Source organism: Ruegeria atlantica (assembly GCF_001458195.1).
GTDB lineage: Bacteria > Pseudomonadota > Alphaproteobacteria > Rhodobacterales > Rhodobacteraceae > Ruegeria > Ruegeria atlantica.
In genome coordinates, this window is record NZ_CYPU01000006.1 from 69,530 (window position 1) to 95,518 (window position 25,989).

27 protein-coding genes, 1 tRNA gene, 1 pseudogene and 1 riboswitch are annotated in these 25,989 nt (G+C 56.9%); of the genes and pseudogenes, 18 read left to right on the forward strand and 11 right to left on the reverse strand.

The window, feature by feature from the left end; translation table 11 throughout:
- Window position 1: 1 nt before the first annotated feature.
- Both cobW and RUA4292_RS00590 read right to left on the reverse strand, forming a co-directional pair.
- Entirely contained in the window at window positions 2-1,057 is a 1,056-nt protein-coding gene (cobW, locus tag RUA4292_RS00585; protein WP_058275844.1) for a cobalamin biosynthesis protein CobW, read from the reverse strand.
- Window positions 1,054-1,443: a DUF1636 family protein gene (locus RUA4292_RS00590; RefSeq protein ID WP_058275845.1), complete on the reverse strand. Its 390-nt coding sequence runs from the start codon at window positions 1,441-1,443 to the stop codon at window positions 1,054-1,056. The genes cobW and RUA4292_RS00590 overlap by 4 nt, the downstream gene beginning before the upstream one ends.
- A gap of 84 nt (window positions 1,444-1,527) precedes the next feature.
- Window positions 1,528-1,737: riboswitch (cobalamin riboswitch) on the reverse strand.
- Window positions 1,738-2,271: 534 nt separating this feature from the next.
- Between RUA4292_RS00590 and RUA4292_RS24665 the strand changes: the two genes are divergently transcribed.
- From RUA4292_RS24665 to RUA4292_RS00605, 5 genes are all read left to right on the forward strand, one after another.
- Window positions 2,272-2,442, forward strand: a complete 171-nt coding sequence (locus RUA4292_RS24665) for a YlcI/YnfO family protein (RefSeq protein WP_158506882.1) — start codon at window positions 2,272-2,274, stop codon at window positions 2,440-2,442.
- On the forward strand, window positions 2,439-2,612 hold the full coding sequence (locus tag RUA4292_RS24670; RefSeq protein ID WP_158506884.1) for a hypothetical protein: 174 nt from the start codon (window positions 2,439-2,441) through the stop codon (window positions 2,610-2,612). Before RUA4292_RS24665 ends, RUA4292_RS24670 begins: the two co-directional genes overlap by 4 nt.
- Before the next feature lie 173 nt (window positions 2,613-2,785).
- The gene (locus RUA4292_RS00595; protein WP_058275846.1) at window positions 2,786-3,802 is read left to right on the forward strand and encodes a PriCT-2 domain-containing protein; all 1,017 of its coding nucleotides are present in this window, start codon (window positions 2,786-2,788) and stop codon (window positions 3,800-3,802) included.
- A 6-nt stretch (window positions 3,803-3,808) separates the two neighbouring features.
- Complete coding sequence (locus tag RUA4292_RS24315; protein WP_145974796.1) at window positions 3,809-4,111, forward strand: hypothetical protein; 303 nt, start codon at window positions 3,809-3,811, stop codon at window positions 4,109-4,111.
- A 353-nt stretch (window positions 4,112-4,464) separates the two neighbouring features.
- Window positions 4,465-4,815 carry a hypothetical protein gene (locus RUA4292_RS00605; protein WP_145974797.1) on the forward strand — a complete coding sequence of 117 codons (351 nt, stop codon included), beginning with the start codon at window positions 4,465-4,467 and terminating at the stop codon, window positions 4,813-4,815.
- A gap of 475 nt (window positions 4,816-5,290) precedes the next feature.
- Here the strand turns inward: RUA4292_RS00605 and RUA4292_RS24675 are convergent, their stop codons facing one another.
- The 3 genes from RUA4292_RS24675 to RUA4292_RS00625 all read right to left on the reverse strand — a co-directional run bounded on the left by RUA4292_RS24675 (window position 5,291) and on the right by RUA4292_RS00625 (window position 6,487).
- Complete coding sequence (locus RUA4292_RS24675; protein ID WP_058275850.1) at window positions 5,291-5,485, reverse strand: hypothetical protein; 195 nt, start codon at window positions 5,483-5,485, stop codon at window positions 5,291-5,293.
- A 40-nt stretch (window positions 5,486-5,525) separates the two neighbouring features.
- Window positions 5,526-6,329 carry a tyrosine-type recombinase/integrase gene (locus tag RUA4292_RS00620; protein ID WP_058275851.1) on the reverse strand — a complete coding sequence of 268 codons (804 nt, stop codon included), beginning with the start codon at window positions 6,327-6,329 and terminating at the stop codon, window positions 5,526-5,528.
- 84 nt (window positions 6,330-6,413) lie between these two features.
- Window positions 6,414-6,487, reverse strand: a tRNA-Cys gene (locus tag RUA4292_RS00625).
- Between the two features lie 227 nt (window positions 6,488-6,714).
- On the opposite strand from RUA4292_RS00625, the gene RUA4292_RS00630 reads away from it, so the two are divergent.
- The 3 genes from RUA4292_RS00630 (at window position 6,715) to RUA4292_RS00640 (ending at window position 9,706) form a co-directional block, all read left to right on the forward strand.
- The gene (locus RUA4292_RS00630) at window positions 6,715-7,368 is read left to right on the forward strand and encodes a protein-L-isoaspartate O-methyltransferase family protein (RefSeq protein WP_058275911.1); all 654 of its coding nucleotides are present in this window, start codon (window positions 6,715-6,717) and stop codon (window positions 7,366-7,368) included.
- A gap of 95 nt (window positions 7,369-7,463) precedes the next feature.
- Window positions 7,464-8,882: a TolC family outer membrane protein gene (locus tag RUA4292_RS00635; protein WP_058275852.1), complete on the forward strand. Its 1,419-nt coding sequence runs from the start codon at window positions 7,464-7,466 to the stop codon at window positions 8,880-8,882.
- 74 nt (window positions 8,883-8,956) lie between these two features.
- The gene (locus RUA4292_RS00640; protein ID WP_058275853.1) at window positions 8,957-9,706 is read left to right on the forward strand and encodes a hypothetical protein; all 750 of its coding nucleotides are present in this window, start codon (window positions 8,957-8,959) and stop codon (window positions 9,704-9,706) included.
- A gap of 3 nt (window positions 9,707-9,709) precedes the next feature.
- Here RUA4292_RS00640 and RUA4292_RS00645 read toward each other — a convergent pair whose 3' ends face one another.
- The gene (locus tag RUA4292_RS00645; RefSeq protein ID WP_058275854.1) at window positions 9,710-11,167 is read right to left on the reverse strand and encodes a cobyric acid synthase; all 1,458 of its coding nucleotides are present in this window, start codon (window positions 11,165-11,167) and stop codon (window positions 9,710-9,712) included.
- 60 nt (window positions 11,168-11,227) lie between these two features.
- Between RUA4292_RS00645 and RUA4292_RS00650 the strand changes: the two genes are divergently transcribed.
- Complete coding sequence (locus RUA4292_RS00650) at window positions 11,228-11,797, forward strand: hypothetical protein (protein WP_058275912.1); 570 nt, start codon at window positions 11,228-11,230, stop codon at window positions 11,795-11,797.
- Window positions 11,798-11,864: 67 nt separating this feature from the next.
- Here the strand turns inward: RUA4292_RS00650 and RUA4292_RS00655 are convergent, their stop codons facing one another.
- Window positions 11,865-12,185 (reverse strand): DUF6280 family protein, encoded by a 321-nt coding sequence (locus tag RUA4292_RS00655; protein ID WP_058275855.1) that lies wholly within the window; start codon window positions 12,183-12,185, stop codon window positions 11,865-11,867.
- A gap of 218 nt (window positions 12,186-12,403) precedes the next feature.
- Between RUA4292_RS00655 and efp the strand changes: the two genes are divergently transcribed.
- Window positions 12,404-12,967 (forward strand): elongation factor P, encoded by a 564-nt coding sequence (gene efp / locus RUA4292_RS00660; protein ID WP_058274164.1) that lies wholly within the window; start codon window positions 12,404-12,406, stop codon window positions 12,965-12,967.
- Between the two features lie 58 nt (window positions 12,968-13,025).
- Here the strand turns inward: efp and RUA4292_RS00665 are convergent, their stop codons facing one another.
- Together RUA4292_RS00665 and ygfZ are read right to left on the reverse strand one after the other, a co-directional pair.
- Complete coding sequence (locus RUA4292_RS00665) at window positions 13,026-13,970, reverse strand: ABC transporter transmembrane domain-containing protein (RefSeq protein ID WP_058275856.1); 945 nt, start codon at window positions 13,968-13,970, stop codon at window positions 13,026-13,028.
- A 106-nt stretch (window positions 13,971-14,076) separates the two neighbouring features.
- Complete coding sequence (gene ygfZ / locus RUA4292_RS00670; protein WP_058275857.1) at window positions 14,077-14,814, reverse strand: CAF17-like 4Fe-4S cluster assembly/insertion protein YgfZ; 738 nt, start codon at window positions 14,812-14,814, stop codon at window positions 14,077-14,079.
- Window positions 14,815-14,888: 74 nt separating this feature from the next.
- On the opposite strand from ygfZ, the gene RUA4292_RS23750 reads away from it, so the two are divergent.
- Entirely contained in the window at window positions 14,889-15,563 is a 675-nt protein-coding gene (locus tag RUA4292_RS23750) for a TIGR04283 family arsenosugar biosynthesis glycosyltransferase (protein ID WP_082636947.1), read from the forward strand.
- Window positions 15,564-15,570: 7 nt separating this feature from the next.
- Here RUA4292_RS23750 and RUA4292_RS25565 read toward each other — a convergent pair.
- Both RUA4292_RS25565 and RUA4292_RS00680 read right to left on the reverse strand, forming a co-directional pair.
- A pseudogene (locus tag RUA4292_RS25565) lies at window positions 15,571-16,326 on the reverse strand (hypothetical protein); the annotation flags it as partial.
- Between the two features lie 78 nt (window positions 16,327-16,404).
- Entirely contained in the window at window positions 16,405-17,292 is an 888-nt protein-coding gene (locus RUA4292_RS00680) for a MurR/RpiR family transcriptional regulator (protein ID WP_058275859.1), read from the reverse strand.
- A 115-nt stretch (window positions 17,293-17,407) separates the two neighbouring features.
- On the opposite strand from RUA4292_RS00680, the gene RUA4292_RS00685 reads away from it, so the two are divergent.
- The 7 genes from RUA4292_RS00685 to RUA4292_RS00715 all read left to right on the forward strand — a co-directional run bounded on the left by RUA4292_RS00685 (window position 17,408) and on the right by RUA4292_RS00715 (window position 25,926).
- Window positions 17,408-18,184 (forward strand): N-formylglutamate amidohydrolase, encoded by a 777-nt coding sequence (locus tag RUA4292_RS00685; RefSeq protein ID WP_058275860.1) that lies wholly within the window; start codon window positions 17,408-17,410, stop codon window positions 18,182-18,184.
- Complete coding sequence (locus tag RUA4292_RS00690; RefSeq protein ID WP_058275861.1) at window positions 18,181-18,765, forward strand: TRAP transporter small permease subunit; 585 nt, start codon at window positions 18,181-18,183, stop codon at window positions 18,763-18,765. The genes RUA4292_RS00685 and RUA4292_RS00690 overlap by 4 nt, the downstream gene beginning before the upstream one ends.
- A complete protein-coding gene (locus tag RUA4292_RS00695) occupies window positions 18,762-20,081 on the forward strand; it encodes a TRAP transporter large permease (protein ID WP_058275862.1) in 1,320 nt (439 codons plus the stop codon). Before RUA4292_RS00690 ends, RUA4292_RS00695 begins: the two co-directional genes overlap by 4 nt.
- A gap of 50 nt (window positions 20,082-20,131) precedes the next feature.
- Window positions 20,132-21,166, forward strand: a complete 1,035-nt coding sequence (locus tag RUA4292_RS00700) for a TRAP transporter substrate-binding protein (RefSeq protein ID WP_058274157.1) — start codon at window positions 20,132-20,134, stop codon at window positions 21,164-21,166.
- Window positions 21,167-21,314: 148 nt separating this feature from the next.
- Window positions 21,315-23,000 carry a Na/Pi cotransporter family protein gene (locus RUA4292_RS00705; RefSeq protein WP_058275863.1) on the forward strand — a complete coding sequence of 562 codons (1,686 nt, stop codon included), beginning with the start codon at window positions 21,315-21,317 and terminating at the stop codon, window positions 22,998-23,000.
- A gap of 50 nt (window positions 23,001-23,050) precedes the next feature.
- Entirely contained in the window at window positions 23,051-24,412 is a 1,362-nt protein-coding gene (locus tag RUA4292_RS00710) for a glutamine synthetase family protein (RefSeq protein ID WP_145974799.1), read from the forward strand.
- A 131-nt stretch (window positions 24,413-24,543) separates the two neighbouring features.
- Complete coding sequence (locus RUA4292_RS00715; RefSeq protein ID WP_058275865.1) at window positions 24,544-25,926, forward strand: aldehyde dehydrogenase family protein; 1,383 nt, start codon at window positions 24,544-24,546, stop codon at window positions 25,924-25,926.
- Window positions 25,927-25,989 lie beyond the last annotated feature (63 nt).

Sequence of the window (25,989 nt, forward strand, 5' to 3'; positions counted from 1 at the left end):
CTTACTCGGCGGCCTCGGTCACACTCACGAGGATATCGCGGATTGCGGCCTCTTTGATGTCGTCATGCTCGGCAATGACCACCAGACGCGAGCGGCGCTCTTCGCCGGGCTCCCACGGTCGGTCATACTGGTGACGAACGCGGGCACCAACGGCCTGCACCAGCAGACGCATCGGTTTGCCCTGAACGGCGGCATAGCCTTTGACGCGCAGAATGTTCAGCTCATTGGCCAGACGTTCGATATTGGCGACCAGTTCCGCCGGGTCGGTCTGTTCCGGAAGCTCGACGATGATGCTTTGGAAATCGTCATGCTCGTGGTCGTGATGGCCGTCATGGTGGCTGGGACGCGCATCCATGTCATCCTCTGCCGCCGCCTCAAGACCCAGCACAACACGAACGTCCACGGCACCTTCAGCAACCTCAACCACGGGCAGCGGGCGCGGAGCCTCAGCCGCGATGACCTCTTTGGCTTTGGCAACGCCTTCCGGACCGGCCAGATCGGGTTTTGTCAGCAGGATGATGTCGGCGCAGGAGATCTGGTCCTCAAACACCTCGGACAGAGGCGTTTCGTGGTCGATCGAGTCGTCAGCCAGGCGCTGGGCGTCCACGGCTTCGACATTTGGTGCGAAACGCCCAGCGGCGACGGCCTCGGCGTCGGCCAAAGCGATCACGCCATCGACGGTGATTTTCGAGCGGATATCGGGCCAGTCGAAGGCTTTTAGCAGCGGTTTGGGCAGGGCGAGACCGGACGTTTCGATCAGGATGTGATCGGGGCGCGGCTCCAGCGCCATCAGCGCCTCAATGGTCGGGATGAAATCATCGGCTACGGTGCAGCAGATGCAGCCATTGGCAAGTTCCATGATGTTTTCCGCCGGGCAATCCGGAATGGCGCAGGATTTCAGGATATCGCCATCCACACCCACATCACCAAATTCGTTGACGATAACGGCCAGGCGCTTGCCCTGCGGATTCTGCATCAGGTGCTTTACCAGCGTAGTTTTGCCCGAGCCCAGAAAGCCGGTGATCACAGTGACGGGGAGTTTTTCAAGGTTGCTCATTTCAGGGCTCCAATCGGGGGAATGCGGGCCGCACAGTTTTTGCGGAAATGTTCGGGGCGTTCGCGCCATTTCACCAGACCGTCTTCAGCGGCCAGATACTTGGTGACGCCTTCAACGATGGTCTCGACATGGTCGGTCTCGTCGAGGTTTTCATAAACGAAGGTCCATCGGGATGGGCCGCCACGCAAAACGATCGAGCATCCCTGATCACAGTTCGACAGACATTCCACCGGTTTCAGGTCGACGCCGTCCGGCAAGCCAGCCTTTTCAAGTGCTTTATGCAGCAAAGTGCCGGGTCGCTGGGCGTCATCTTCGATAGGTAACCCACGGCGGCATGTCGTGCAGACCAGCAACTCGACTGGTTCGGTCTCGGTCACGTCTCTCATCCCCCTCATCCTTTATACGGGGGACGGGGTTTCATGCGGGCCACGCGTCTGCACATGGACCCGACACCGGAACACCCCGCCCGGTTTCAACTTCGGGTGCTGGCAGGTCTCCCGGCTTGCGGATGTCAGAGGAGAGCCTCTGTCGGATGTCCCGCCTTCCCGGCCTATTGGGCCAGTGGCTTTGGGCACCCTCTCCGGTCACGGTCGCGGGGGCGGCTGTGCTTGGCGGAATAACCGCTGGCACATTCCCTTTTCATCCATCCGGGGATGGACACCAACGCATGCGACATGCGGCACGGGCAGGGGGCTTGTCAAGCACGACTGGGGATTGAAAACCCGCTACGTCAGAAAAGCGACTTGCCGAAGTCAGTCAGCGGCATCCGATGCGATCCGATCACGCAGCGAGGCGCAATTCAGCCCGACCGTCGCAGATGATTGAGCGCTTCTCGATTTGGCAATCAGGTAGTGCGGTTGTGTAAATGGAATCGCAGGACCCGGAATCGCAACATGCATCTGATACCGACCTTTAGGAGTTCGAATTTTCGAACTCAGCGCAGAAAGCTAAGTGTTTGGAATTAAATGGAGGCGAGTACCGGAATCGAACCGGTGTACACGGATTTGCAATTTTGGCTGCGTCGTGTTCACGGATACCCAGTTTTTCAGCGATCAACGCGTCAACGCGCTGCTGGATCAGAGCATCTAAGTCCATTTTGGTTTTCCCTAATCTAGTTAATCTCAAGTCTGCGTATAGCATTGTTTTTATATGATTTTTTAGCTTTACAGGCAACGTGAATTTACTAATCCTGTTGGTAACGACAGGAGTTTGATATGTCGAAACCGACTGACAATTTCCCCGCCTTCATGGGTGCTGCCGCACCGTCTGAATTGAAAGACCGGCTGGACGAATACGCCCGCCAGAAAGGCATTGGTGCCGCTGCGGTGATCCGCTGGGCGGTCGAAGAATATCTGAACAAAGCGGAACAGGATCGGGCGGCATGACACCATCACCTCATCGGATGAACACCGAACTGTACCAGCTGATGAAGACGATCAGGCATTACGCCGAAGTCATCGGTGACGACTATCTGAAGGATCTGGTCGATACCGGGTCTGACAGTCTGCTGGACCTGCAAACGCATCTGTCGGATCTGCCCGACCTGCCGCTGTGATCAATTCCCGCCCGGTGCTGGGCCATCCGGGGTAATGGAAACTGACAATGAAGCCACGAGACCCGACCGGGGCAGTTTGGCCGCTGCACACTGACAGTCTGGTCGGTCCAACCGCAACAAAAAGACTCGGCTGCGTTGGTGCGCAGACCGGGCCAATATGAAAGTCAGTAACCATGACCAATTTACCGCAACAGGCCGTATCGGGCCACCATCAGGCGTGGCTGGGCAACGGCTTCACCGAGATTATCCCCGTCATACCGGCTGGTGCAGTGCTGCACGAACACTCGAAAGTCGATCCGAAAGCGCGCGGCAAGTGTCCCGGTGAGTTTTACGGCGGGGCGTGGGATGGGATGGGTTCTTGGCCGAACTATGTGGTCGATCCGATCAAGCCCGTACGCTACGACGAACTGGGCGCGAATGTCGGTCTGAAAATGGGATTTGATTGGTGCGCTCTGGATGTGGACATAACGGACGATGTGACCGCGCAGGCGATGCTGCAACGGGTGCATGATCTGGGCCGTGGGGGCTATTTCATCCGATGGGGTCAGATACCGAAATTCTTGGTCCTGTTTAAGATCGCACCGGGCGAGGCGATCCGGCGTCGGCAATTCCCGATCAAAAAGGATGGCGTGACCCAGAAGGTCGAAGTGTTGGGTATCACCGCCACAGGACGCGCATCGCAAGCTGTGGTGGCCGGAACGCATCCATCCGGCGCGCAGTACCAGTGGAACACCCAACCGGTTGCCAGTGCCGTGCCAGAGGCCAGTGCGGATCAGATGGAATGGCTGGTCGACCAGATGATGCAGGTTGCCGAGTCCCGTGGTTGGACACGCGGTAAAGCCACCAACGTAAACACCAGCAACGACGGGTTATCAAATCTCGGGGCCGAACCGTTCGATCCGTCACTAGTCGGACCTGTGGTGGACCTGATCCCGAATGTCGATGTTGAGTATGACGAATGGATTTCCATCGCCTATGCCATCAAAAACGCTCTGGGTGGTGGTGGTTGGGACATCTTCGAACGCTGGTCTGCCCGCGCACCGAAGAACGTCCCGGCGTACACAAAACGCACATGGGACACGTTCAAGCCGGACAACATGTCAGGCTTCGGAAAACTGGTCTATTGGGCGCGTCAGGCTTGTGGCGGGGAACTACCAGGTGAACTGGAAACGAAGGTGAAGACCGGGTAGTGGTGAATGAAAACTACTTTGATGGCAACTTCTTTGGTTGGAGTAACGATGTTGGCAGCATGCTCCCATGGGCCAGCAACCCCAGTCGTAACTGAATTTAACGGCGACAGTGTTCGAATCCAATTGGACACTGATCTAGGTTTTTTACCTGAAGATCATCGCAATCGTGAACTGGCAAAAGCTGATGCAGAAGCAACAAAAATTTGCCGCCGCGGCGGCAAAAGTGTAGCCGAGCGTGCAAGCATGTACCGAAACGATGCTGGGTATGTCGTTTTTTATCAGCTGCTTTACCTATGTTTGGATAGCTGATCACGCGCAAATAGAACCCGCTTACTACCGGCTTGGAAGCGTTATGTTGGAGCCGAATGAAGGCAGGGGCGTAGGGCAGGGTTTTTCCGTAGCGTCGTCCGAAGAAACTCACCGCAAAGCTACCGAAGAAATAGGCGGTTGGTGCAAACATAAATCACCACATCACTCACGTGCCGGATAGCAGAACACGGAACGCAAAAAGGGGCCGATTATGAAATTGTTTAATTCCATAATGCTTGCAGGAATTGCTTTCCAAATGGGCTTTCCAGTGGAGAACACTATTATAGTTGCAGGTGTTTGTGCTGCTGGAACTGTTGCCTACTGGGTCTTCATTGAATCACAGGGACTCTGCCATGGCGCGACCGACAGCACACAGATTTAAGCGCAAGCCGTTTGCTTGGACCGTAGAAGTTGAAGGGATCGGGACCGTTCCGGTGTTTCATTCGCGTTACTACGGCAAGGATCGCCACTATCACCACATCGCTAAAGACGCGGCTCGGTTCGGCACGCAGATGGATGCGCTGGAGGCCACAGGCTGCATGATATTGCAATTGGATGAGTCCGACGACGATCTGAAGTGTCTTGGCTACGTTGGCGGGGCCAGCTCAACCGCAGCCCGAGCGACCGTGTTCACCGTGGGCAATGTTATGATCGACCGTGATGCGCTGGCTGTGAGTTTCGATGTAGTCGACTTGGTTGGCTGAAAAAAAGGAAACGCGAAAAATGACCAAGTGTATTCAAGTCGGTGATTTGGTTCGTAACATCAAACCCTGCGGTCGTGGTGTACCGCACGCGGTTCAGCGCGTTGAACGTTTAAGCGGGCGGTATGCATGGGTCCGACGGTTCAACACAAACGGAATGTTGGCAAAAGTTCTGTTGGAAAACCTAGAACTGGCTGGTTGAACAGCGCACTCAAAAGCAGGTGAACGCAAATTGCAACAGTTTGATCCAGCCAGTGTAGCAGCCCGTAATACACTTGCCCCATTTGGTCTGGGCAGTCCCATGGTCAGACTAAATCCCCGCGTTGCCTATCATCCCAGATAAAGGTGACGCGAGGAAGTTTGATCCAAACAGCGATCCCTGCCGTACAGCATTTACCCCAACTGCCCCCGCGTTGTTCGAAGGGTCCCCCCCTTTCAGCGCGGGTTTTTTGGGGGATGAGGGGTAATAAGTTTTCCGTCAAGAGTGGCCGACCGGACCGCGTAACTCAGGTTCGGTCGGCAACGGGTGTTCTGGTGGTTGGACATCGTGCTTGGTCAACCATTCAAATATCGCGGACCAATCGTCCTGCAAAGATGGGGCGCTGCGATTTTCCCGCAGATTTTCCAGCTTGCACTTCAAGTCGTAAGGGATCGTTCGGGGCCAACGTTTCATCCTGCATGTTCTATTTTTGTTCCTAGCAGTGTCAATGCCCCTATGTACCCTTAAACGACAACCCTTCCCACAGGCACATGATGTCGCGTTTCTGTCGCATCCTGCGGGCGCGGTTGTACACCCTTGCGACACCGCGCGACGTTGCAGCCGCCTGATGATTTAACAGCCGATCCACGTCGTTTTCATCAGCGCCATAATCGCACAGATGCGATGCGAACGACCGGCGAATATCTCTGATCTGGAACTGACGGACCGGGACATACGCGTCCGCAAACCACCGCTTTTTTACGTGCGCCATCGTGGCGAAGTCGGAAAATTGGTTGGGCATCATTCCGGCCAGAACGAACGCCCGTGGTGCCAGCGGTATGGCGTGCGACGTGCCGTTCTTGCTGGTGGGGATGATCATGGTCTGATCCTGCACCAATGCTGGATTGAACTGGCGCAGGTCCGACGGTCTCTGCCCGGTCAGGATCAGCAAACGCAGAAACTGTGACCATGCCGCGCCTTGGTAATCCGCCACCGAATAGAGCATCCGAAGTTGATCCAGCGACAGCACCTGATCACGCGGCGATTCTTTCGCACCCATCAAAGTCGGGTCCAGATCGGCCCAACCCTGCGCCCGACAGTACCGCCAAAAGTGCGTGCAGGCCGATCTGTACCGGTTGCGCGTGCTGGTTTTCCATCGCGCCAAGGCGTTTGTCAGGTCCGGATTCGTGATCTGATCGACCGGCTTACTTTGGAAATCCTGAAGTAACCGCTGCAATTGCAGCAGCCGTTCCCGTCCGTGCTTAAGTTGGTCCAGATGGTCGGTCGTATATGCCGCTAAGGCGTGCTTGATCAGCATGGGTGTTCCCTCAAATCCGTGAACATCGCCCCGCTGACAACCGTCAGGGTTATTTTCCGCAGCCGTATCAGTGGCTTGCGGTGTTGGAGGCGAGTACCGGAATCGAACCGGTGTACACGGATTTGCAATCCGCTGCGTCACCACTCCGCCAACTCGCCTTTTCAAGTAAAATCAAATACTTGCCGTGGTGTGATCGGCGTTTTAGCAGCTTTCGACAGGAGCGTCCAGAGGGGGGAGCGCAAATTTGAGGGCCGGGTGCCAACTTAGTCTTTGGTTGCGACGTTGTATCTTGTGAAGATTGGAAAGTTTCCGTGTCTGGGCCGTTGCCGGTTTTTCCAAGATGTGGCAGAACTCAATCACCCAAGGGAGCAAGATGAGCGATCCAATGACAGATTTCGCAGCCCGCCGCCGGACGATGGTCGATACGCAGATACGTCCTTCTGATGTCACGAAGTTTCCCATCATAGACGCGATGCTGACCGTCAAGCGCGAGAATTTCGTGCCGGACGCACAGCGCGAAGCGGCTTATGTCGAGGGATTGATCGAACTGGGTGATGGGCGCTGTATGTTGGAGCCGCGGACCCTGGCTAAGATGCTGGACATATTAAATATCTCCAACGACGAGTCGGTTTTGGATATTGCTCCGACTTTGGGGTATTCGACCGCTGTTGCTGCGCGAATGGCACAGCTGGTTGTTGCCGTGGAGGAAGATGAAAATCTGGCGGCCGAATCTCAGTCTATCCTGATGGACGCGGAGGCAGACAATGCGATTGTCCATGTCGGCCCGCTTGAACAAGGTGCCCCCGAACATGGGCCGTATGACGTGATTATGGTCCAGGGTGGTGTGGAACAGGTTCCGGATGCGTTGATCGCGCAACTTAAGGACCATGGGCGAATTGCGTGCCTTTTTGTCCAAGGTGCACTGGGGATCGTCCGTATCGGCCATAAATCTGGGGATCGGGTGACCTGGCGGGATGCGTTTAACGCCAATGCACCGATTTTGCAGACATTTTCCAAAAATCGTGTATTTTCGCTATAGTTTGATCACTGATTTTTCTGCTGCCTTGATTAGTTTAACGCAAACGCGCAAGCTATCGGCAGAGCAGAGTAATTTCGATTTGAGAGGATTTCGTTATGGGTTCTATAGCGGGAGGGAAGCTGGTCAAGGCGCTGGCGCTGACTGCGGGGGTCGCACTTAGCTTTGTACCTGGACGGTCCGTTTGGGCCGACAACATAACCGACGCGTTCATTGGCGCCTACAATACCAGCGGGTTGCTTGAACAGAACCGCGCATTGTTGCGTGCGGCCGACGAAGACGTGGCAATCGCATTGTCGGCGCTTCGGCCAATCATCAACTGGACGGTTGCGATCAGCAGCGACTACACACGTCGCAACATCAACAATGTGGTGACAAGAACCGACCCGAACAACTTCTTTACGGGGCTGACCCTCAGCCAACTGCTCTACGATGGTGGGGCTGCTGTGTTGGGCAAGCAATCGGCGCAAGAAACGGTGCTGTCAACTAGGCAGACCCTTGTTGATATCGAACAGCAAGTTCTGTTCCGCGGTGCTAATGCGTATCTCGAAGTGCTTCTGCAGGAAGAAACCGTACAGATTCGCCTGAACAACGTCGATGTATCGGCCGAGGAACTGCGCGCATCGCAGGACCGGTTCGATGTTGGCGAAGTCACGCGTACGGACGTTGCGTTGTCACAAGCCCAGCTTGCAAGCTCGCAAGCTGATCTGGCCGTTGCACGCGGTAACCTCGACACAGCTCAAGCAGAATATGTGAATGCCGTTGGCAAATCGCCCGGACGCACAGCTGGTCAACCGAGCCTGCCAAATCTACCAAGCTCCGAACCGCAGGCCGTCAGCCTGGCGCAGCGTAACCACCCGGCTATTCTTTCGGCACAGCACCAGGTGCGTGCCTTCGATCTGATCGTTGCGCAACAGCGCGCCAACCTGGGTCCGAACGTCAGCCTGAACGCCGACGCCGGTATCACTGAGACTTATGATAACGATGACAGTATCGAAGACGGGACGGTGTCGCTGAACTTCAGCCAGCCGATTTACGCCGGCGGCCGTTTGGCCGCAAGCGTGCGCCGCGCCATGGCAACACGCGATGCATCGCGTGCCAACCTCTTGAATGTGCAAAAAGATATCACTCAGGGTGTGACCGAAGCCTATGCCCGTTTCCAAGCTGCATCTGCAAGTTTGCGGGCGTCGAGCGAACGGGTTCGCGCATCAAACGTGGCGTTTGACGGTATCCGCGAAGAAGCCACTCTGGGTGCACGGACAACGCTGGACGTTTTGAACGCTCAGCAGGATCTGCTGGATGCGCAGCTGGCCGAGGTCGCGTCGCGTATCGAGCGTTCTCGCGCAGCTTACCAGCTGTTGCAGGCACAGGGTCTGTTGACTGCTGAACGTCTGGGACTGGCGGTGCAAATTTATGATCCGACGCTGTATTACAACCTGGTCAAGAAAGCGCCGGCTCAGGTCAGCAGGCAAAGCAAGGATCTGGATCGCGTTCTCAAAGCGTTGCGTCGCGACTAAGATCCAATACTATCTGTTGTGACGCCCGGCTTGATTGGCTACACTCAATCCTGAGGATAGAGCGGTAGAGAACAATGACGGAAAAAGTCGTGAACGGCAGAGTAGAGGACGTGCTGTCCTCGATCAAACGGCTGGTCGGTGAAAGAGGTGAACAAACCTCGGAGCCGACGCCTTCAATCGCCCGCAAGCCCGGGCGATTGGTGCTGACCGATGCATTGCGGGTCGGCGGAACATCCAGCATTCAGGACGGCCCGGAGAATGAAGCCGAGGCCAAAGAAGGTTACACGGTCGACGCGTCGGTCAAGCCGATGCTTCTGCGCGCGTGTGACGTCATAGATCGTGAAGATTCCGCCAACAAAGAACAGGCCAAAAACCCGACCAACAGTCTGGGCGCAAAGATCGAAGCCCTAGAGGCGGCGATTGCACGCACTGAGGACCAGTGGGAGCCGGATGGCGACAGCGAAGACGAGTATTCCGGCACTCCTGCGAAAGCCCTTGAGTTCAGCGTGCGCAAAGATTTTTCGGATACCGAGGGAAAGAAAGCCGAACCAAATCAGGCAAAGGCTAAAGAAGCCGTGGCGACGACCAAGGCAACTTTCGTTCGCGACCCCGAGGTGATCGCCGCACCACTTGTTCACCCCGTCGAGGCAGCAGCGGAAGAGTCAGCAATAGCTGGCATAAGCGAAGACGCATTGCGCAAAATGATCGCCGAAGTTGTACGTAAAGAGTTGCAGGGTGTTTTGGGCGAACGCATCACTCGCAACGTCCGCAAGATGGTTCGGCGCGAATTATACAAGGCCCTGGCCGAGCAGGGCCTCGAGTAGCGCTCAGGCCCTTTGGGTCGTTTCTGCAAGCGCCAGCAGGCGGTCCAGATCCACATTCTGTTCAAGGTGATCCGCCAGCGCGTCCAACGTCTCTTCAACCCCGTCTTCATAGGCTAGGTCCGAGGTCACCCCCAACTGCGACAGATAAGATGCGCGGAATGCATCCGAGCTGAAGATACCATGCAAGTAACTGCCGCGGATACGACCAGAGGCGTTTGAGGCACCTTCAGGCCACCCCTCGACCTCTAGCCAAGCGCGGGCGCAATCTGGGCCTTCGGTACGGCCCATGTGGATTTCGTAGCCCGACACCGGTTCTCCTCCGTTAAGGGCGCGGGCAGAAGTGAGCGTTACCTGTTTCTTCCCTGCCATCACGGTCACAACATCCAGCAGGCCCAACGCTTCAACAGTCCCCGGTTGTCCGTCGACGCCATCCGGATCAGCGATTGTCTTGCCCAGCATTTGATAGCCGCCGCACAGGCCCAGAACATGGCCGCCCCGGCGGACATGGGCATATATGTCGATATCCCAGCCCTGAGCCCGGAAATAAGCCAGATCGCCGATGGTGGATTTGCTGCCGGACAGTAGTACCAAATCGGCATCACCGGGCAGGGGGCGTCCTGCTGGCACGATCTCGACCGAGACACCGGGTTCGGCAGACAAAGGGTCGAGGTCGTCAAAATTTGCCATGCGTTCCAACTGCGGAACGACCACCTTGCAGGCCCCGCCAGAGTGGGACCGGATATCCATCATATCCTCGGCTGGCAGTTTCCACGCGTCATGGAACCAGGGAACGACACCCAGACAGGGCCATCCGGTACGCGCAGCGATTTCATCGCGACCTTCATTGAAAAGGGATACGTCGCCTTTGAACCGATTGACGGCAAAACCCCGGATCATCTCCAGATCGCCTGCATCCAATACCGCCTGGGTGCCTACGATCTGAGCAATGACACCCCCGCGGTGAATGTCACCTACCAGAACAACGGGTACGCCTGCAGCGCGCGCAAATCCCATATTAGCGATGTCACCCTTGCGCAGGTTGGTTTCGGCCGGGCTGCCCGCGCCTTCGATCAGGACAAGATCCGCGTCGCTACACAAGCGGTAAAAGCTTTCAAGCGCTGCGCCCAGAAGCTTGGATTTATCCTTGCGGTAATCGCCCGCCTTCATCGTGCCGGCCCGTTGGCCCTGAACGATGATCTGAGCACCAGTGTCGGTTTCCGGCTTCAGCAGAATCGGGTTCATGTCTGTATGCGTAGCACGCCGCGCCGCCAGGGCTTGCAGGGCCTGCGCGCGCCCGATCTCGCCGCCATTTTCGGTGACGGCGGCATTGTTCGACATGTTCTGTGGTTTGAACGGTGCAACACGTAACCCGCGCCGGGTGAAAGCCCGCGCCAGACCGGCCACTAGAACCGATTTTCCGACATTGCTGCCGGTGCCCTGAATCATGATGGACCGAACCATGGCCTGTCTCCTATGTTGACGCGCAGATGACCTGATTTGCGGGCAAAGGAAAAGCCAAAGTTGAACACGCCAGCGCATCTTTTGATCGGAGCTGCCGCCTTTGCCCGCCCAGCTCAGGGACGTATCCTGTGGGCCGCTCTGTTGGGTTCGCTATTGCCGGACCTGTCGCTTTACCTGATGGCGGGCACGTCCCTTTACGTACTTGGGATTCCACCAAGCGTGGTCTTCGACCAGCTTTATTTTTCCGACGGCTGGCAGACCGTGTTTGCGATCGACAATTCCTTTGTTCTTTGGGGAGGTGCCTTGCTTGTCGGGGTATGGATGCGCTGGAAGGTCTGGACCGTTGGGGCGTCCGCCGGGTTGCTGCATCTTTCGATGGATTTTCTGCTACATGCCGGGGATGGGCGGCCGCAGTTCTGGCCATTCAGCAATTGGGTGTTTCATAGCCCCATCAGCTATTGGGACAGCACGCATCACGCTTTGTGGGTGGCACCAATTTCGGCCGTGCTTTGTGTCGCGTGTTACGCCGTTTTGTGGCGTCGCGGCATGCCCATCTGGGCGAAAGCGTTCTTTGCCGTGCTGCTGATGGCCGAACTGTGGGTCGCGCGGCAGTGGCTGTTGTTCTTTTGAATGATGGCATAAGAAAAGCGCGCTCCCAGTTAGGGAGCGCGCTTTTTCATGCGGAAGTCACCTTGGATCATGCGGCTTCTGCTTGTTGGGCCGCGTTGCGACGTTCGCTTTCTTCGCGCGACAGAGCAACCGAGGTGCGCACACCACGTCCAACGAACTCCATCAGTCCGCCAACAACGCGCTCATTCGGGTCGATACCCGCGCAGGACAGGACCTCGCGACCATCACGAGAGCGCGCCCAGCGGGCGATTTGTTCCGGACCATTGCCATATTTTTTGTCATCGGCAATAGCGTCATCCAGCGCAGCCAGTACGACAGCCGCGAAAAGTTTGCGTGCACGATTGCCTTGCTCGTTGCTAAAGGCAGTGCCGTCAACGAAATCTCTCATCTCGTCTTCCTTGTTGTTCTTGCTCTTGCATTTTCGGCGTGACGGTTCTTATGACCGATTAAGTGCGATTCGGATACACTTAAAATGCATAGTTGCGTTGCGTCATTTGCATGGCTTGCTGCAGGTGCAGCGCTAGGTCTCGTCATCTTGTCAGGTGTGTTCCCGCCAGATATAGGAGCGGGAACTGACGCATCAACCGTTTGTGAAGGATTTAAGTCATGCCCAAGATAAATGGGAACGAAATTCGCCCCGGAAATGTGCTTGAGCATAACGGCGGGCTGTGGGCCGCAGTCAAAGTTGACCACGTAAAGCCCGGTAAAGGCGGTGCTTTTGCACAGGTCGAACTGCGCAATCTGCGCAATGGCTCGAAGTTGAACGAGCGTTTCCGCTCGGCTGACAAAGTGGAACGTGTGCGCCTTGAACAGAAAGATCAGCAGTTCCTGTACGAATCTGACGGCATGCTGGTGTTCATGGATTCCGAGACATATGAGCAGATCGAATTGCCTGCGGAACTGCTGGGCGAACGCCGCCCGTTTCTGCAGGACGGCATGACAATTGTCGTCGAATTTTATGAAAGTGAGGCTCTGAACGCTACGGTGCCTCAGAAAGTGACCTGCAAGATCGTTGAGACCGAGCCTGTGGTCAAAGGTCAGACCGCCGCGAATTCGTTCAAGCCGGCCATTCTGGACAATGGTGTCAAAGTCATGGTGCCGCCATTCGTCGGTCAGGATGAGATGATCGTGGTGAACACCGAAACCATGGATTATTCCGAACGCGCCTAACCACGCGTTTGCCAGAGTAAAGAAAAACCGCGTGGACCCGTGCCGCGCGGTTTAATTGTCAGCTGCCCCGTCTGATTTGGCGATACCGTTCGGGGTTAGGGCCAAACAGTTCAAGCATCAGTTCATACTTGATGCGATTGGCGCTGACCTGCCGGTAAAAGGCGATCAGGAATGCCGTGGGGCCCTGAATGCGGCTGAGGCCGCTTGTGGCGGCGACCACAGTGCCGACATCCGTTTTCCCGTTCAGAACCAAATAGCCACCCAACATCAGGACGCCGACGGTTCCGGCTCCGTTTATGACGCTCAGTAGAAACTTGGCCGAAAGCTTCCAGATGAACATCTTGCGCCGTGTTTCATAGATCTCGTCGAACTGCGCCTCAACCTCGCGCGCGATTTCGTTGATCCGCTCGACATTCAGCATATCGTTGGCTCCGCGTAATATCCGGACACGTTCGGCGACAAACACGTTCACCTTGCGTTGGGATACCAGCACGATGATGATCTGCGGCACGATCATCGAAAAGGCGATCATGCCCAGCCCGGGTTGCGTTGATGAGATATAGCCGATGACACTGATCAACGTGCCGATCTGAACGACCGGGTCCGAGAAAGCGCCGCCCGCGAATTTCCCCAGCTCTTCTGCCTCGGCTGAAATCGCCGTGGTCATCGTGCCCTTGCGCATCGTTTCGCCCGAAACATTGATATCTGAGGCGCGCAGCAGCAGCCTTTGGCGGATCATGCGGATCAGATCTTCGCCCAACGTTCCTGCGCGATAGCTCAAAAGCCACTTTAGGCCGAGGCTGAGTAAGATGACCGACATCATTCCAGCACCCAGGTAGATCAGCTTGTCCGTAGTTACGTCGGCAGAGGTCAGGTGGTTGATGATGTCGCGCTGAAACTCCAGCGGAACTGCAGCCAGACCCGCGATTGCGATGGACAGAACGATAAGGATGATCTGCCGCCCGGCGCTGGCGCGCCAGATTGCCCTGTATAGCTGGAACATACGTGCATCCGGATTGCTGAATTCAAACCAGTGTGACAGCGCACTTGGCTATGTTCAAACCACACCAATTCAGTCGGTTGCTCAGCCGTGCCGGTTCGGCAACACGTCAAGTGTCCAACTGTATGGTGGCGTCACCGGCCTGCATGTCGTCACCCACGCGGTCCAATCGCAAATAGGCGATCCCGCGGCCATTGGATTGGGTGAACAATGTACCGGCCGGTTTTCCGCCAGAAGTAATTGCAGTTCCAACCGCTGCAGACCCAGTGACGCTAACGCTGCGCAGACCCTTGCGCAGTTCAGTCTTGTGTTTCATCCGCGCGGTGACTTCTTGCCCGACATAACAGCCTTTCTTGAAGTCCAAGCCATTCAGCGCCTCGAACCCGGCCTCAAGGATATAGCTGTCGGGGGTCAGTTCGATGCCGGTTTCCGGAATGCAGTGTCGCACGCGGATTTCATCCCAATCTGTACCGTCGTCGCTTTCCGCACCCGCCGAATAAGCCCGCCACCCCATGTCCGGGTGCCTTGGGTCGGGCAGGGCACCTTCGGGCGCAGGGCCAGTACCGCGCTGCAGGCTCAGGCCGCTGTCTTCGATGCTGACATCCGCACGCAGCTTGTACATGCCCAACCGTTTGGCCAATCCATCGGCAAGGCCTTCGGCAACATCCAGCAAAACCGCGTCACCCTCGCGCTTCAGGAAGAAGTCCGCCAGGTATTTGCCTTGTGGGGTCAGCAGGGCGGCGTAGACCAGCCCATTGTCCAACCCTGCGATGTCGTTGGTGATCAACCCTTGAAGAAAGCTGTCGGTGTCCGAGCCGCTCAGGCGCAATATACGGCGGTTGGGCATCTGGGTTGTCCTCGTCTTTTCCTCGGACCTCGTGATATAGGGGTTTCCGCTGCCATGACCAGAGGGTTTCCGCCGTGCCTGCGCCGATTAGCATCGTTATCCCGACCCTGAATTCGAACGGGAACCTTCCCGCGACCCTTGCGGCCTTGATGGAGGGCCTACATGCGGGGCTGATCCGCGAATTGATCGTCTCGGACGGTGGGTCGACTGATCAGACTTTAAAGATTGCAGATGAGGCCGGGGCTGAGATCGTGACCGGGCCACCTTCGCGCGGGGGGCAATTGGCCAGAGGATGCACCGCAGCCAAAGGGGACTGGCTGCTTGTTTTGCATGCCGACACGGTTTTGCAAGCGGGGTGGAGCAAGGTTGTAGGCGACCACCTTGGCACTGGAACTCCGGCGGCGTTTCGTCTGGCGTTTCGGGCATCAGGCTTTGCGCCGGCATGGGTGGCGGGTTGGGCCAATCTACGCAGTCGCCTGCTTGGCCTGCCATATGGCGATCAGGGCCTGTTGGTCCCGAGTGAGATGTATCGAAAGGCGGGGGGCTTTCCCGATCAACCCTTGATGGAGGACGTCGCTTTGGTCCGCAGCTTGCGCGGCATCACTTTGCTGCCCAGCCGGGCAGTTACGAGCGCGGATCGCTATGAGCGTGCGGGCTGGTTGCGTCGGGGAGGGCGGAACCTGTGGACTCTGACGCGGTATTTTCTGGGCGCAGATCCTGCGAAGCTGGCGCAGGACTATCGGCACTGAGCGACGCGCGCAGCTCAACCACGGACTTGCCCAGCCGGAACGGCGCCGCGAAACTGACCAGACATAACGCGATGATCTGCAGCACAAGTATATGGGCATTGTCTTGCAGGTATTCCCATTCGTCCTTCAACTTGCCGACCTGTTCCACCAGATCATCATAGCTTTGCGCCAGGATCAGATAGTCTCCGGCAATCGCGGGAACCTTGCGGCGCATGTTGTCGATCGCGGCCTGTGTCATGTCGTCCAGAGTGGTAAAGACAAGGAATTGATCGATGTTGAACGCATCAGCCTTGTCGGCCATTGCGCGCATTTCGTCCTGTTCGTCTCTTGCCTGACTGCCAAACAAAAAATGCAGCCCCTGCAGTGGCGCGACCTCATTTGTGACTGCGATAAATAATGGCAGGTCGGCATTGCTGGCGGTTGAGGCCGACAGGAATTCGACCTTTTCGCACAGAATAGCAGTATCCGGGTCAAAGGCCGGATCGCAAAACCGCAGCCGGAACCGCGCGGCATCGCGGTCAAAGGCCAGCCCGGCAGCGTAAGCCACGTCTATCTGGCGGTCCAGTCGCGAGCTATCCGAAGTGTAAAGCCCGGCCAAAACCGCGACCAGCGCGCCAACGCCGCCCAGTACAACCCAGACGAGGTCCGCGAGTTTCCAGGCACGATGCCCGGCGGGCTTACGGAAAAGAAAGGCGGTGCCAATCAATCCAATCAGAAAGAATAGGATCAAAAGCGGCAGTTGGTTTTGGGTCACGAAACTCATGCCTTCAAAGTGACGGCCTGCTATGCGGCTGGCAACACTCCTCACGCTCAGTTGTTCCGCTTGGGTGGTAAAACGCTGTTATGAGCCCGAGCTTTGGCCGAATTTTCGGAACAGTTTGGTGCGGTCAAAGGCCTGTTCCAGCTCATCTGTGCGCTCTTTAACCGAATCCCACAGCCTTTCCTGTACTTCGGCGATGACGCATTCCATCAAAACCAGAATGGCTGCCATTGAATCCCACGCCGACGGCACGGCAATGCGCGCCGCAAAGGTGTGTTTGGCCAGCCGATGAATGGGTGAGCGCCACTGATCGGTGAACAGAACAATTTCAGCCTCGCGTTCGTGGCACAGCTGGCCGATCAGCAGAGATGCGTTTTCATATCGGCGAACATCCAGCGCGATCAGCACATCGTCTTTGCGTACGTCCAGCAAGTCATGTGTCCATGATGCTGCAACGGGCAGCAGCCGCACGTCGGGGCGGATCATCTGCAGGTGCAGGTACAGGTATTGGGCCAGCGTGCCGGTTATGCGGCCACCGGTAATAAAGATGCGCCGGTTGGGATCACATAACAAGTTGCAAAAACTGTCGAATTCGTCTGGATCGACCTCATCAATCGTGCGTTTCTGATTGGCGAGTGTCTGTTGGGAATACCGGTTCAGGATATGCTCTTCAGGCAGGTCGTTCTGCCACAAGTCACGTTTGGCGACCGGTCCCGAGATCATCTCTTTCACTTCGCCCCGCAGGGCGGCCTGAAACTGCGGATAACCTTGAAACCCGGTCTTTTGCAGCATCCGCGCAACTGTCGTGGTGGACACCGAGGCCGCGCTGGCCAGTTCGGTGATGCTGCCGAGACCGGCCATAGGGTAGTCGTCCAGCAATACACTGACCAGTTGACGCTCGGATGGGGTCATCTTGTCTTTGTGGGCCAGCAGCCTGTCCGTCACCCGCACGCGGCGTTCCTCCTGCATCTTTTCGATCTTAGTGTGAATAATTTTTCAGCAAGATCAAGAGTGGTGAAATTTAAACAGGAAAAATATTGACAGGTTAAGGTCTCTTGTGGAAATTTTTCCACACGCATCTTAATTGGAATCGCAAGGCGGTATTTTGGACTTCGGAACAGTTGTTCACACGGACACAGTGGATGGTCCCTATTCGGTAATGCTGGTCTGCGAACACGCGTCCAGCCGTATTCCCGCGTTTTTGGGGGATATGGGATTGCCTGTGGACGCGCTTCAAAGCCACATCGCGTGGGATCCGGGGGCATTGGCTGTGGCCAAGCTGATGGCGACGCGCCTGTCGGCACCGCTGGTGTATGGCGGGGTGTCCCGGCTGGTCTATGACTGCAATCGCCCGCCCGAAGCTGCCGGGGCCATGCCGGCGCGCAGCGAGGACTATCAAATCCCAGCGAATGTCGATCTGTCCGAGGAAGAGCGCGAAAGCAGGATTAAGAGCATCTACCGGCCCTTCAGCAGGGCGCTGTCTGAACTGATCTCTCAAAATGGGGATACGCTTGAACTTATGGTGACGGTCCACAGCTTTACACCAATCTACCATGGTCAGACGCGTGAGGTGGAACTGGGCATATTACACGGGGTGGATGACCGGTTCGCCCGGGCAATGATGACGACAGTACCCGCCGACCAAACCTATGAGACTCGCTTGAATGAGCCGTATTCGGCGGCGGACGGGGTCGCCCATACCCTTGACGCGCAAGCGCTGCCGAACGGGCTGTTGAACGTCATGATCGAGATCCGCAATGACTTGATACAAACGCCCAAGCAGCAAGAGGCGATGGCCGATTGCCTGGCGTCATGGACCGCGCGGACCCTTGCAGATTTAAAAAAAGGGGGCGCGGCGTGATCAATGCGATGACCTCATATGTCCGAATCGTCGATACGGTCAACTACCGGATCGGACGGGTCATGATGTGGGGTCTGTTCGTGATGATGGGCATCCTGCTGTGGTCCTCGATCTCGAAGACGTTTTTCGTGCCATCGCATTGGACGCTGGAAATGGCGCAGTTTGCGATGGTGACATATTACATTATGGGCGGACCGTATTCGATCCAGTTGGGATCGAACGTCCGCATGGACCTGTTTTATCACAACTGGAGCCCGCACCGGAAAGCCTGGTTCGATGCCTTCACCGTTCTGCTGCTGATCTTCTACCTAGGGGTATTGTTTTATGGCGGGCTTGGGTCGACGGCCTACAGCCTTGGTTATTGGGGTGATGAACCGGTCTCCTACTTTTTCGGACTGTTGACGGGCAGTGAGGAAATTGGCCGGCTTGAACGCTCATCAACGGCGTGGCGGCCGTATATCTGGCCGGTGAAAACCATCATGGTGTTCGGCTTCTTCCTGATGCTGCTACAGGCGATATCGGAATTCTTCAAAGACATAGCCCGGATCAACGGGCAGGAAATCGGGGTCGTGCGGGCATGAGCCAGGAATATATCGCCATCTTCATGTTCGCATTGATGATGCTGATGCTGTTCACAGGTCAGCGGGTCTTTGGCGCGATTGGCGCGGTGGCTACCATTGCCGCGCTGGCGCTTTGGGGCACAGGCGGGCAGGACATCACGTTCTCGGCCGCGATGAAGCTAATGAAATGGTATCCGCTGCTGACGCTGCCGATGTTTATTTTCATGGGGTATGTGCTCAGCGAAAGCCGGCTGGCGGATGACTTGTATAAGATGTTCCACGTCTGGATGGGGCCTATCAATGGTGGTCTGGCCATCGGCACCATCGGTCTTATGGTGCTGGTCTCGGCCATGAACGGCCTGAGCGTTGCAGGCATGGCCATTGGCGCGACCATTGCGCTGCCGGAGCTGCTTCGGCGCGGCTACGACAAGACGATGGTGACCGGCGTCATTCAGGCGGGTTCTAGTCTTGGCATTTTGGTGCCACCCTCGGTCGTTCTGGTCCTCTATGCGATGATCGCACGCCAGCCTGTTGGGCAACTGTGGCTGGCGGGGATTATCCCGGGTCTGCTGATGGCTGCGATGTTTATCCTCTACATCTGGATCCGCTGTCGCATTCAACCCGAGCTGGGACCCGCAATGGAAGACGCGCATGAGGTGCCGTGGGCCGAGAAAATCAGGCTGTTGGGGGCAGGGGCGCTGCCGCTGATCATCTTTGCGGCCATGATGGTGCCGTTTGTGAATGGCTGGACCTCGCTGGTCGAAAGCTCGGCGATCGGAGCGCTGACCGCGCTGGCTGTGTCCGTCATCAAGCGCCGCATGACATGGAAGATTTTCGAAGACTGCACCAAGCAGACGTTGGCCATTTCCTGTATGTTCATGTGGATCATTTTGGCCGCGCTGGGCTTTGGGGCCGTGTTTGACGGTCTCGGTGCGGTGAAAGCCATCGACAATCTGTTCACCGATCAACTTGGCTTGTCGCCCTGGATGATCCTGATCCTGATGCAGCTGAGCTTTATCGTCATGGGCACGTTCCTGGATGATACGGCAATGCTGGTCATCGTGGCTCCGCTTTATGTCCCGCTGGTCGGCGAGTTGGGCTTTGATCTGATCTGGTACGGGGTGCTTTATACGATCACGACGCAGATCGCCTATATGACGCCGCCCTTCGGCTATAACCTGTTCCTGATGCGCGCGATGGCCCCGCCCGAGATCACCCTGCGGGACATCTATGGTTCGATCTTTCCTTTTGTCGCGGTGATGGTGCTGGCGCTGACAATCATCATGGTTTTCCCGGAAATCGCTCTGTGGTTGCCCGGGTATGTCTACGGAAATTAACAAGAATGCTCGGTGAACGGGCACAGAAACTTTAACGGAGAGGAATTGACATGACGACAAGACGTAAGTTTCTGAAAACCGCTGGGGTTGGCGTTGCTGCCGCACCACTGGCGACGCCTGCCTTGGCGCAGAACACGATCACATGGCGGATGCAGACCTATGCAGGTCCTGCGCTGGCTGAGCATGTGATTGATCCTGCGATCAAGATGTTCAACCAGATCGCCGGTGACCGGATGCAGATCGAGCTGTTCTATGCCGATCAGCTGGTCCCGACGGGCGAGTTGTTCCGTGCGATGCAGAAAGGCACCATCGACGCGGTTCAATCGGACGATGACTCGATGGCGTCGCCGACCGAAGTCACCGTGTTTGGCGGCTACTTCCCGTTCGCCTCACGCTATTCGCTGGACGTGCCTGTGCTGTTCAACCAGTGGGGCCTGAACGAGATCTGGGACGAGGAATACTCCAAGGTCGGCGTCAAGCACATCAGCGCCGGAGCATGGGACCCTTGCCACTTTGCGACCAAGGACCCGATCAACTCGCTGGCGGATATGAAGGGCAAACGCATCTTCACCTTCCCGACGGCGGGGCGCTTCCTGTCTCAGTTCGGCGTCGTGCCGGTAACCCTGCCGTGGGAAGACATCGAGGTTGCGGTTCAAACGGGCGAACTGGACGGTATCGCGTGGTCGGGCATCACCGAAGACTACACCGTCGGCTGGGCCGATGTGACCAACTATTTCCTGACCAACAACGTGTCGGGCGCCTGGGCGGGTCACTTCTTTGCCAATATGGACCGCTGGAACGAACTACCCGAAGATCTGCAGACCCTGTTCAAGGTTTGCTGTGATCAGTCACATTACTACCGTCAGTGGTGGTATTGGGGTGGTGAGGCCAACCTGCGCGTCAACGGCACCAAGATGCAATTGACCTCTATCCCGGACGAAGAATGGGTAACCGTTGAGGAAGCCGCCGTGAAGTTCTGGGACGAAGTTGCAGCCGAGTCCGAGACCAAAGCGAAAGTTGTCGACATCTTCAAGCGTTACAACGCCGAGATGCTAAAGGCTGGTCGGCCCTATCGTTACACCTAAGAAACCCTTCTTCCCGACGCGTGGGGCACCCCGTGCGTCGGGATTGGACATCAATAAGCGACACCATTTATGCTCTCGTCTGTTCCAAGAATAGAAAAACAAAACCGGAAGCACATTTGTGCGCACCGGTCAGACGAGGTGTGAACATATGGCTATCGCGAGCTTTTTGATTGAGATTTTTGCCGCAACCATGTTGCTGCTATTCGCCGTACGCTTGGTTCGTACCGGTATCGAACGGCGCTTTGGTGCGCTGTTTCAGTCGATCCTGACACGCCACTCCAACAGCTTTGTTGCAGGGGGGGCTGGCATGGTTCTGGCCACGATCTTGCAAAGCTCGGCCGCCGTTACGGTTTTGCTGACCGGTTTCGCTGCGGCGGGGATGGTGACGTTTGGGATGGCGCTGGCGGGTGTTTTGGGCGCGGATTTGGGCGCCGCTTTAGTCATTCAGGTTCTGTCCTATGATCTGGGCTGGCTTCAACCCGCATTGCTGGCGTTGGGCGGTTGGCTGTACCTGAAATCCGAACGGTCGAATGTACGGCTTATGGGCCGGATCGTTCTGGGCGTCGCCTTTATCCTGATCTCGCTTCAATTCCTGCGCGAAGCAGTTGAGCCGATCCGCGAAAGCGCGTTTTTGCCCGCAATCGCGGGGTATCTTGAGACCGATTATTTCAGCGCCTTTATCGTTGGTGCGGTTCTGGCCTTTGTCATGCACAGCTCGGTCGCGACGATCCTGATGTGCGTGGCCTTGGTTCAGATCGGTGCAATTCCCTTTGCCGCCGGGTTGTCGCTGGTGCTGGGAGCAAATCTGGGTTCGGCCTTTATTCCAATGTGGCTGACGCGCGATATGACCGTCTCAGCCCGGCGTATTCCTCTGGCCAACCTCTTATTGCGGGGAAGCGCGGCGCTGGTAATGCTGATCGTCGTGAATGTTGGCGGGTTGCAAGAGGCGCTATTGGTGACGAGCCCGGCGCAGTCTCTGATTTTTGCACATATCGGTTTCAATTTGGCTGTATTCCTGCTGGCCACAGGCTTCGTGAACCAGTTGGAACAGCCGATGGCCGTTCTGATGGCGGAGCCCAAAGCCGAGGCCAATGCGCTGGATCAGTTTTCGGATGCGCTGACACCGCTGGGGGACCCCAGCGGCGAAAGGGCCAGCGTTGCGATGTCCTCGGTGCGTCACGAACTGTTGCAGATGATCACGCAGGTCGAGCGTATGTTCCGCCCCGTTTTGGATATCTACGAACAGGATGACAGCGACGCGATTTCCGCGCTTTGGCAGCAGGATGAGCGGGTCAATACGCAACTGACCGAGATCCGCCGTTTCGTCGCGCGCATGCCGCGGCAGAATATGAGCAAAGGGCAGATCAAAGCCGCACGAGGGTTGGTCGAATATGCCATCCGTCTTGAAGCTGCTGGCGATGTCGTCTCGAACCGGATGACCCGAACGGCGCAGATCAAGCACACAGAACGTTCGGAATTCTCGGCGCAGGGATGGAAAGAGCTGAAGGATTTGCACGCGGCCATTCTGGAAAGCTTCTCGCTGGCGCGTCACGTGCTGTTGGTGGACGACATGGATTGTGCCCGCCGGCTGGTGTTGGACAAGGCCGAGGTCAAGCGGATGTCCCGCAATAGCCGCAAGGCGCACCTCAAACGGTTGGAGCGCGGTCAGACTGAGAGTTTCCAGTCCTCCGATCTGCATCTGGAAACGCTGCGGTCCATGCGTGATCTGCATGGGCACATCGCCGCCATCGCCTATCCGATCCTCTACAAAAGCGGTCAGGTTCTGGAAACGCGCCTGGTGATGGAAATGGAAAAAGAAGCCAACGATGACTGACGGCAGGTAATCGAAACCGAGGTCTATGTAAGTGACAAAGGATACCAATGATGGGCAATGATGCGATTTTGGCTGATCTGAAAGCCAAATTCGAGGCGGGCGAGGTCGACACGGTGCTGGTCTGCATGGTGGACATGCAGGGCCGCCTGATGGGTAAGCGGTTTCACGCAGGCCATTTCGTGGCGGGCGCATGGGAAGAGACACATTGCTGCAACTACCTGCTGGCCACAGATCTGGAGATGGCGACACCCGACGGCTATGCCTCGACCAGTTGGGAGCGGGGTTATGGCGATTATGTCATGAAGCCCGACCTGAGCACACTGCGCCCAGTGCCGTGGCTGGAAGGCACGGCGATGGTGATGTGCGATGTGCTGGATCACCACACCCATGAAGAGGTTCCACACGCGCCTCGGTCTATTTTGAAGAAGCAGGTCAACCGGCTGAAGGCCATGGGCTATGACGCGATGTGCGCCACCGAGCTGGAGTTTTTCCTCTTTGAGAAGAGCTTTGACCAGATCCGCAAGGAAGGCTTCCGCGATCTGGAGCCGATCTCGGGCTATAACGAAGATTATCACATCCTTCAGACCACCAAGGAAGAGCATGTGATGCGCCCGATCCGCAACCATCTGTGGAATGCGGGGATTCCGGTTGAGAACTCGAAAGGCGAGGCCGAGACCGGGCAGGAAGAGCTGAACATCAAATATGCACCGGCGATGGACACGGCCGAATACCACTCGATCGCCAAGAACGCGGCGAAAGAGATCGCCTGGCAACACGGTCACGCGGCGACATTCCTGCCGAAGTGGCACCATGACAAGGTGGGCAGCTCGTCCCACGTGCATCAGTCGCTTTGGGCGGATGGCAAGCCAGCGTTTTATGATGCGGATAACGCGTTGGGTATGTCGGCGCTGATGAAAAGCTATATGGCGGGTCTGCTAAAATATGCCGCTGACTACACCTATTTCATGGCCCCTTACATCAACAGCTACAAGCGGTTCATGAAGGGCACCTTTGCGCCGACACGGATTATCTGGTCGGTGGACAACCGTACGGCTGGCTTTCGTCTGTGCGGCGATGGGACGAAAGCCGTGCGGGTCGAGTGTCGTATTCCGGGATCAGATATGAACCCGTATCTGGCGATGGCTGGCATGTTGGCCGCCGGGATTGCCGGTATTGAAGAAGGCTTGGAACTGCAGCCGCCAACCACCGGTGATGTTTATCAGGGTGACACCGGCATGATCCCCGGCAATCTGCGCGCAGCACGGGATGCGCTGCACGGGTCATCGATGCTGCGGGCTGCCATGGGCGAAGAGGTGGTCGATCACTATACCCGCGCGGCGGAAGTCGAGATCGAGGAATTCGAGCGGGTTGTGACGGATTGGGAAATTGCCCGGGGGTTTGAGCGGGCTTGAGATTGGGTCCGGCTGGGGGCTTTGCCCGCCGCCATTGGCGCTCGAACCAATGGCGCACCAATGGCAGCACCCAAAGGATATTTGTGGCCAGATGAAGCAGGGATCCTGTTTCTTTCGGAATTGGAGTGGATATGGGGCAGATGTTGAAATGTGTCTCGCCGATTGATGGATCGGTTTTTGCTGAACGTGAAGTGCTATCACGGGATGCAGCGTTTGAAGCGGCAGCGCGATCGCGGGCGGCACAGGCAGAATGGGCGGCGCGGCCGTTGCAGGAACGTATCGATCTTGTCATGGCAGGCGTGGCTGCGGTTGGGGCGATGAATGACGAGATTGTGCCCGAGTTGGCGCATATGATGGGTCGTCCGGTACGTTATGGCGGTGAGTTTGGCGGCTTTAACGAGCGTGCGAGCCATATGGCTCAGATTGCCGAGGCGTCTCTGGCTGATATCGTAGTGGGCGAGGATGAAACCTTCAAACGCTATATCAAGCGCATTCCGCACGGCGTGGTATTTGTAGTGGCGCCCTGGAACTATCCCTACATGACCGCAATCAACACTGTGGCCCCGGCGCTGATCGCGGGGAACACTGTGATCCTGAAGCATGCCACGCAGACGCTGCTGGTGGGCGAGCGCATGGCCCAAGCGTTTCATTCCGTGGGTATACCCGAAGATGTGTTTCAGAATGTCTTCCTGAGCCATGACGTGACTAATGACCTGATCGCAGGCAATGCGTTCGACTTTGTAAATTTCACCGGATCGGTCGGTGGCGGCCAAGCGATGGAGCGCGCGGCAGCGGGAACCTTCACCGGCGTTGGGACCGAGTTGGGTGGCAAAGATCCGGGCTATGTCATGGACGATGCCGATCTGGATGCTGCCGTGGAGACGTTGATTGACGGCGCGATGTTCAACTCGGGCCAATGCTGCTGCGGGATCGAGCGGATTTACGTCCACGAAAGCCTGTATGATGCCTTCGTCGCCAAGGCGGTTGAGGTTGTTAAGGGCTATGAGCTAGGCAACCCGCTGGATACTGAGACGACAATTGGTCCGATGGCCAATGTACGTTTCGCCGACGAAGTACGCGCGCAGATCGCCGAGGCTGTCGAAGCGGGGGCCGTGGCCCATATCGATACCTTTGCCGAGGATGATGGGGGCGCTTACCTGACACCACAAATCCTGACCGATGTCACGCACGACATGCGCGTAATGCGGGACGAGAGTTTCGGTCCTGTGGTCGGCATCGTGAGGGTGTCTTCGGATGACGAAGCCATCGCTTTGATGAATGACAGTGAATTTGGTCTGACAGCCAGCCTGTGGACCCGCGATTTAGACCGGGCCGCACGGGTGGGCGATGCAATCGAAACCGGAACTGTGTTCATGAACCGCGCGGATTATTTGGATCCGGGCCTGTGCTGGACCGGTTGCAAGAACACCGGGCGCGGCGGCGGGCTATCAATAATTGGTTATCACAACCTGACACGTCCTAAATCCTACCACCTGAAAAAGGTCACGGGCTAAGGGCAACGGCCTGCCCGGTTCAGACCCCCTCGGCCGGGCAGGTCTCAAATTACAAAGGAAACC

Bases quoted from the DNA above. Each gene is read 5' to 3' on its own strand.
- RUA4292_RS00620 (WP_058275851.1), bottom strand. From the start codon at position 6,329: ATGCTGATCAAGCACGCCTTAGCGGCATATACGACCGACCATCTGGAC.
- RUA4292_RS00630 (WP_058275911.1), top strand. From the start codon at position 6,715: ATGACAGATTTCGCAGCCCGCCGCCGGACGATGGTCGATACGCAGATA.
- RUA4292_RS00665 (WP_058275856.1), bottom strand. From the start codon at position 13,970: ATGTTCCAGCTATACAGGGCAATCTGGCGCGCCAGCGCCGGGCGGCAG.
- RUA4292_RS00605 (WP_145974797.1), top strand. From the start codon at position 4,465: ATGGCGCGACCGACAGCACACAGATTTAAGCGCAAGCCGTTTGCTTGG.
- RUA4292_RS24670 (WP_158506884.1), top strand. From the start codon at position 2,439: ATGACACCATCACCTCATCGGATGAACACCGAACTGTACCAGCTGATG.
- RUA4292_RS24675 (WP_058275850.1), bottom strand. From the start codon at position 5,485: ATGAAACGTTGGCCCCGAACGATCCCTTACGACTTGAAGTGCAAGCTG.
- RUA4292_RS00590 (WP_058275845.1), bottom strand. From the start codon at position 1,443: ATGAGAGACGTGACCGAGACCGAACCAGTCGAGTTGCTGGTCTGCACG.
- RUA4292_RS00700 (WP_058274157.1), top strand. From the start codon at position 20,132: ATGACGACAAGACGTAAGTTTCTGAAAACCGCTGGGGTTGGCGTTGCT.
- RUA4292_RS00715 (WP_058275865.1), top strand. From the start codon at position 24,544: ATGGGGCAGATGTTGAAATGTGTCTCGCCGATTGATGGATCGGTTTTT.
- RUA4292_RS00680 (WP_058275859.1), bottom strand. From the start codon at position 17,292: ATGCAGGAGGAACGCCGCGTGCGGGTGACGGACAGGCTGCTGGCCCAC.
- RUA4292_RS00645 (WP_058275854.1), bottom strand. From the start codon at position 11,167: ATGGTTCGGTCCATCATGATTCAGGGCACCGGCAGCAATGTCGGAAAA.
- cobW (WP_058275844.1), bottom strand. From the start codon at position 1,057: ATGAGCAACCTTGAAAAACTCCCCGTCACTGTGATCACCGGCTTTCTG.
- ygfZ (WP_058275857.1), bottom strand. From the start codon at position 14,814: ATGCCCAACCGCCGTATATTGCGCCTGAGCGGCTCGGACACCGACAGC.
- RUA4292_RS00595 (WP_058275846.1), top strand. From the start codon at position 2,786: ATGACCAATTTACCGCAACAGGCCGTATCGGGCCACCATCAGGCGTGG.
- RUA4292_RS00705 (WP_058275863.1), top strand. From the start codon at position 21,315: ATGGCTATCGCGAGCTTTTTGATTGAGATTTTTGCCGCAACCATGTTG.
- RUA4292_RS00695 (WP_058275862.1), top strand. From the start codon at position 18,762: ATGAGCCAGGAATATATCGCCATCTTCATGTTCGCATTGATGATGCTG.
- RUA4292_RS00635 (WP_058275852.1), top strand. From the start codon at position 7,464: ATGGGTTCTATAGCGGGAGGGAAGCTGGTCAAGGCGCTGGCGCTGACT.
- RUA4292_RS24315 (WP_145974796.1), top strand. From the start codon at position 3,809: ATGAAAACTACTTTGATGGCAACTTCTTTGGTTGGAGTAACGATGTTG.
- RUA4292_RS00655 (WP_058275855.1), bottom strand. From the start codon at position 12,185: ATGAGAGATTTCGTTGACGGCACTGCCTTTAGCAACGAGCAAGGCAAT.
- RUA4292_RS24665 (WP_158506882.1), top strand. From the start codon at position 2,272: ATGTCGAAACCGACTGACAATTTCCCCGCCTTCATGGGTGCTGCCGCA.
- RUA4292_RS00710 (WP_145974799.1), top strand. From the start codon at position 23,051: ATGGGCAATGATGCGATTTTGGCTGATCTGAAAGCCAAATTCGAGGCG.
- efp (WP_058274164.1), top strand. From the start codon at position 12,404: ATGCCCAAGATAAATGGGAACGAAATTCGCCCCGGAAATGTGCTTGAG.
- RUA4292_RS00640 (WP_058275853.1), top strand. From the start codon at position 8,957: ATGACGGAAAAAGTCGTGAACGGCAGAGTAGAGGACGTGCTGTCCTCG.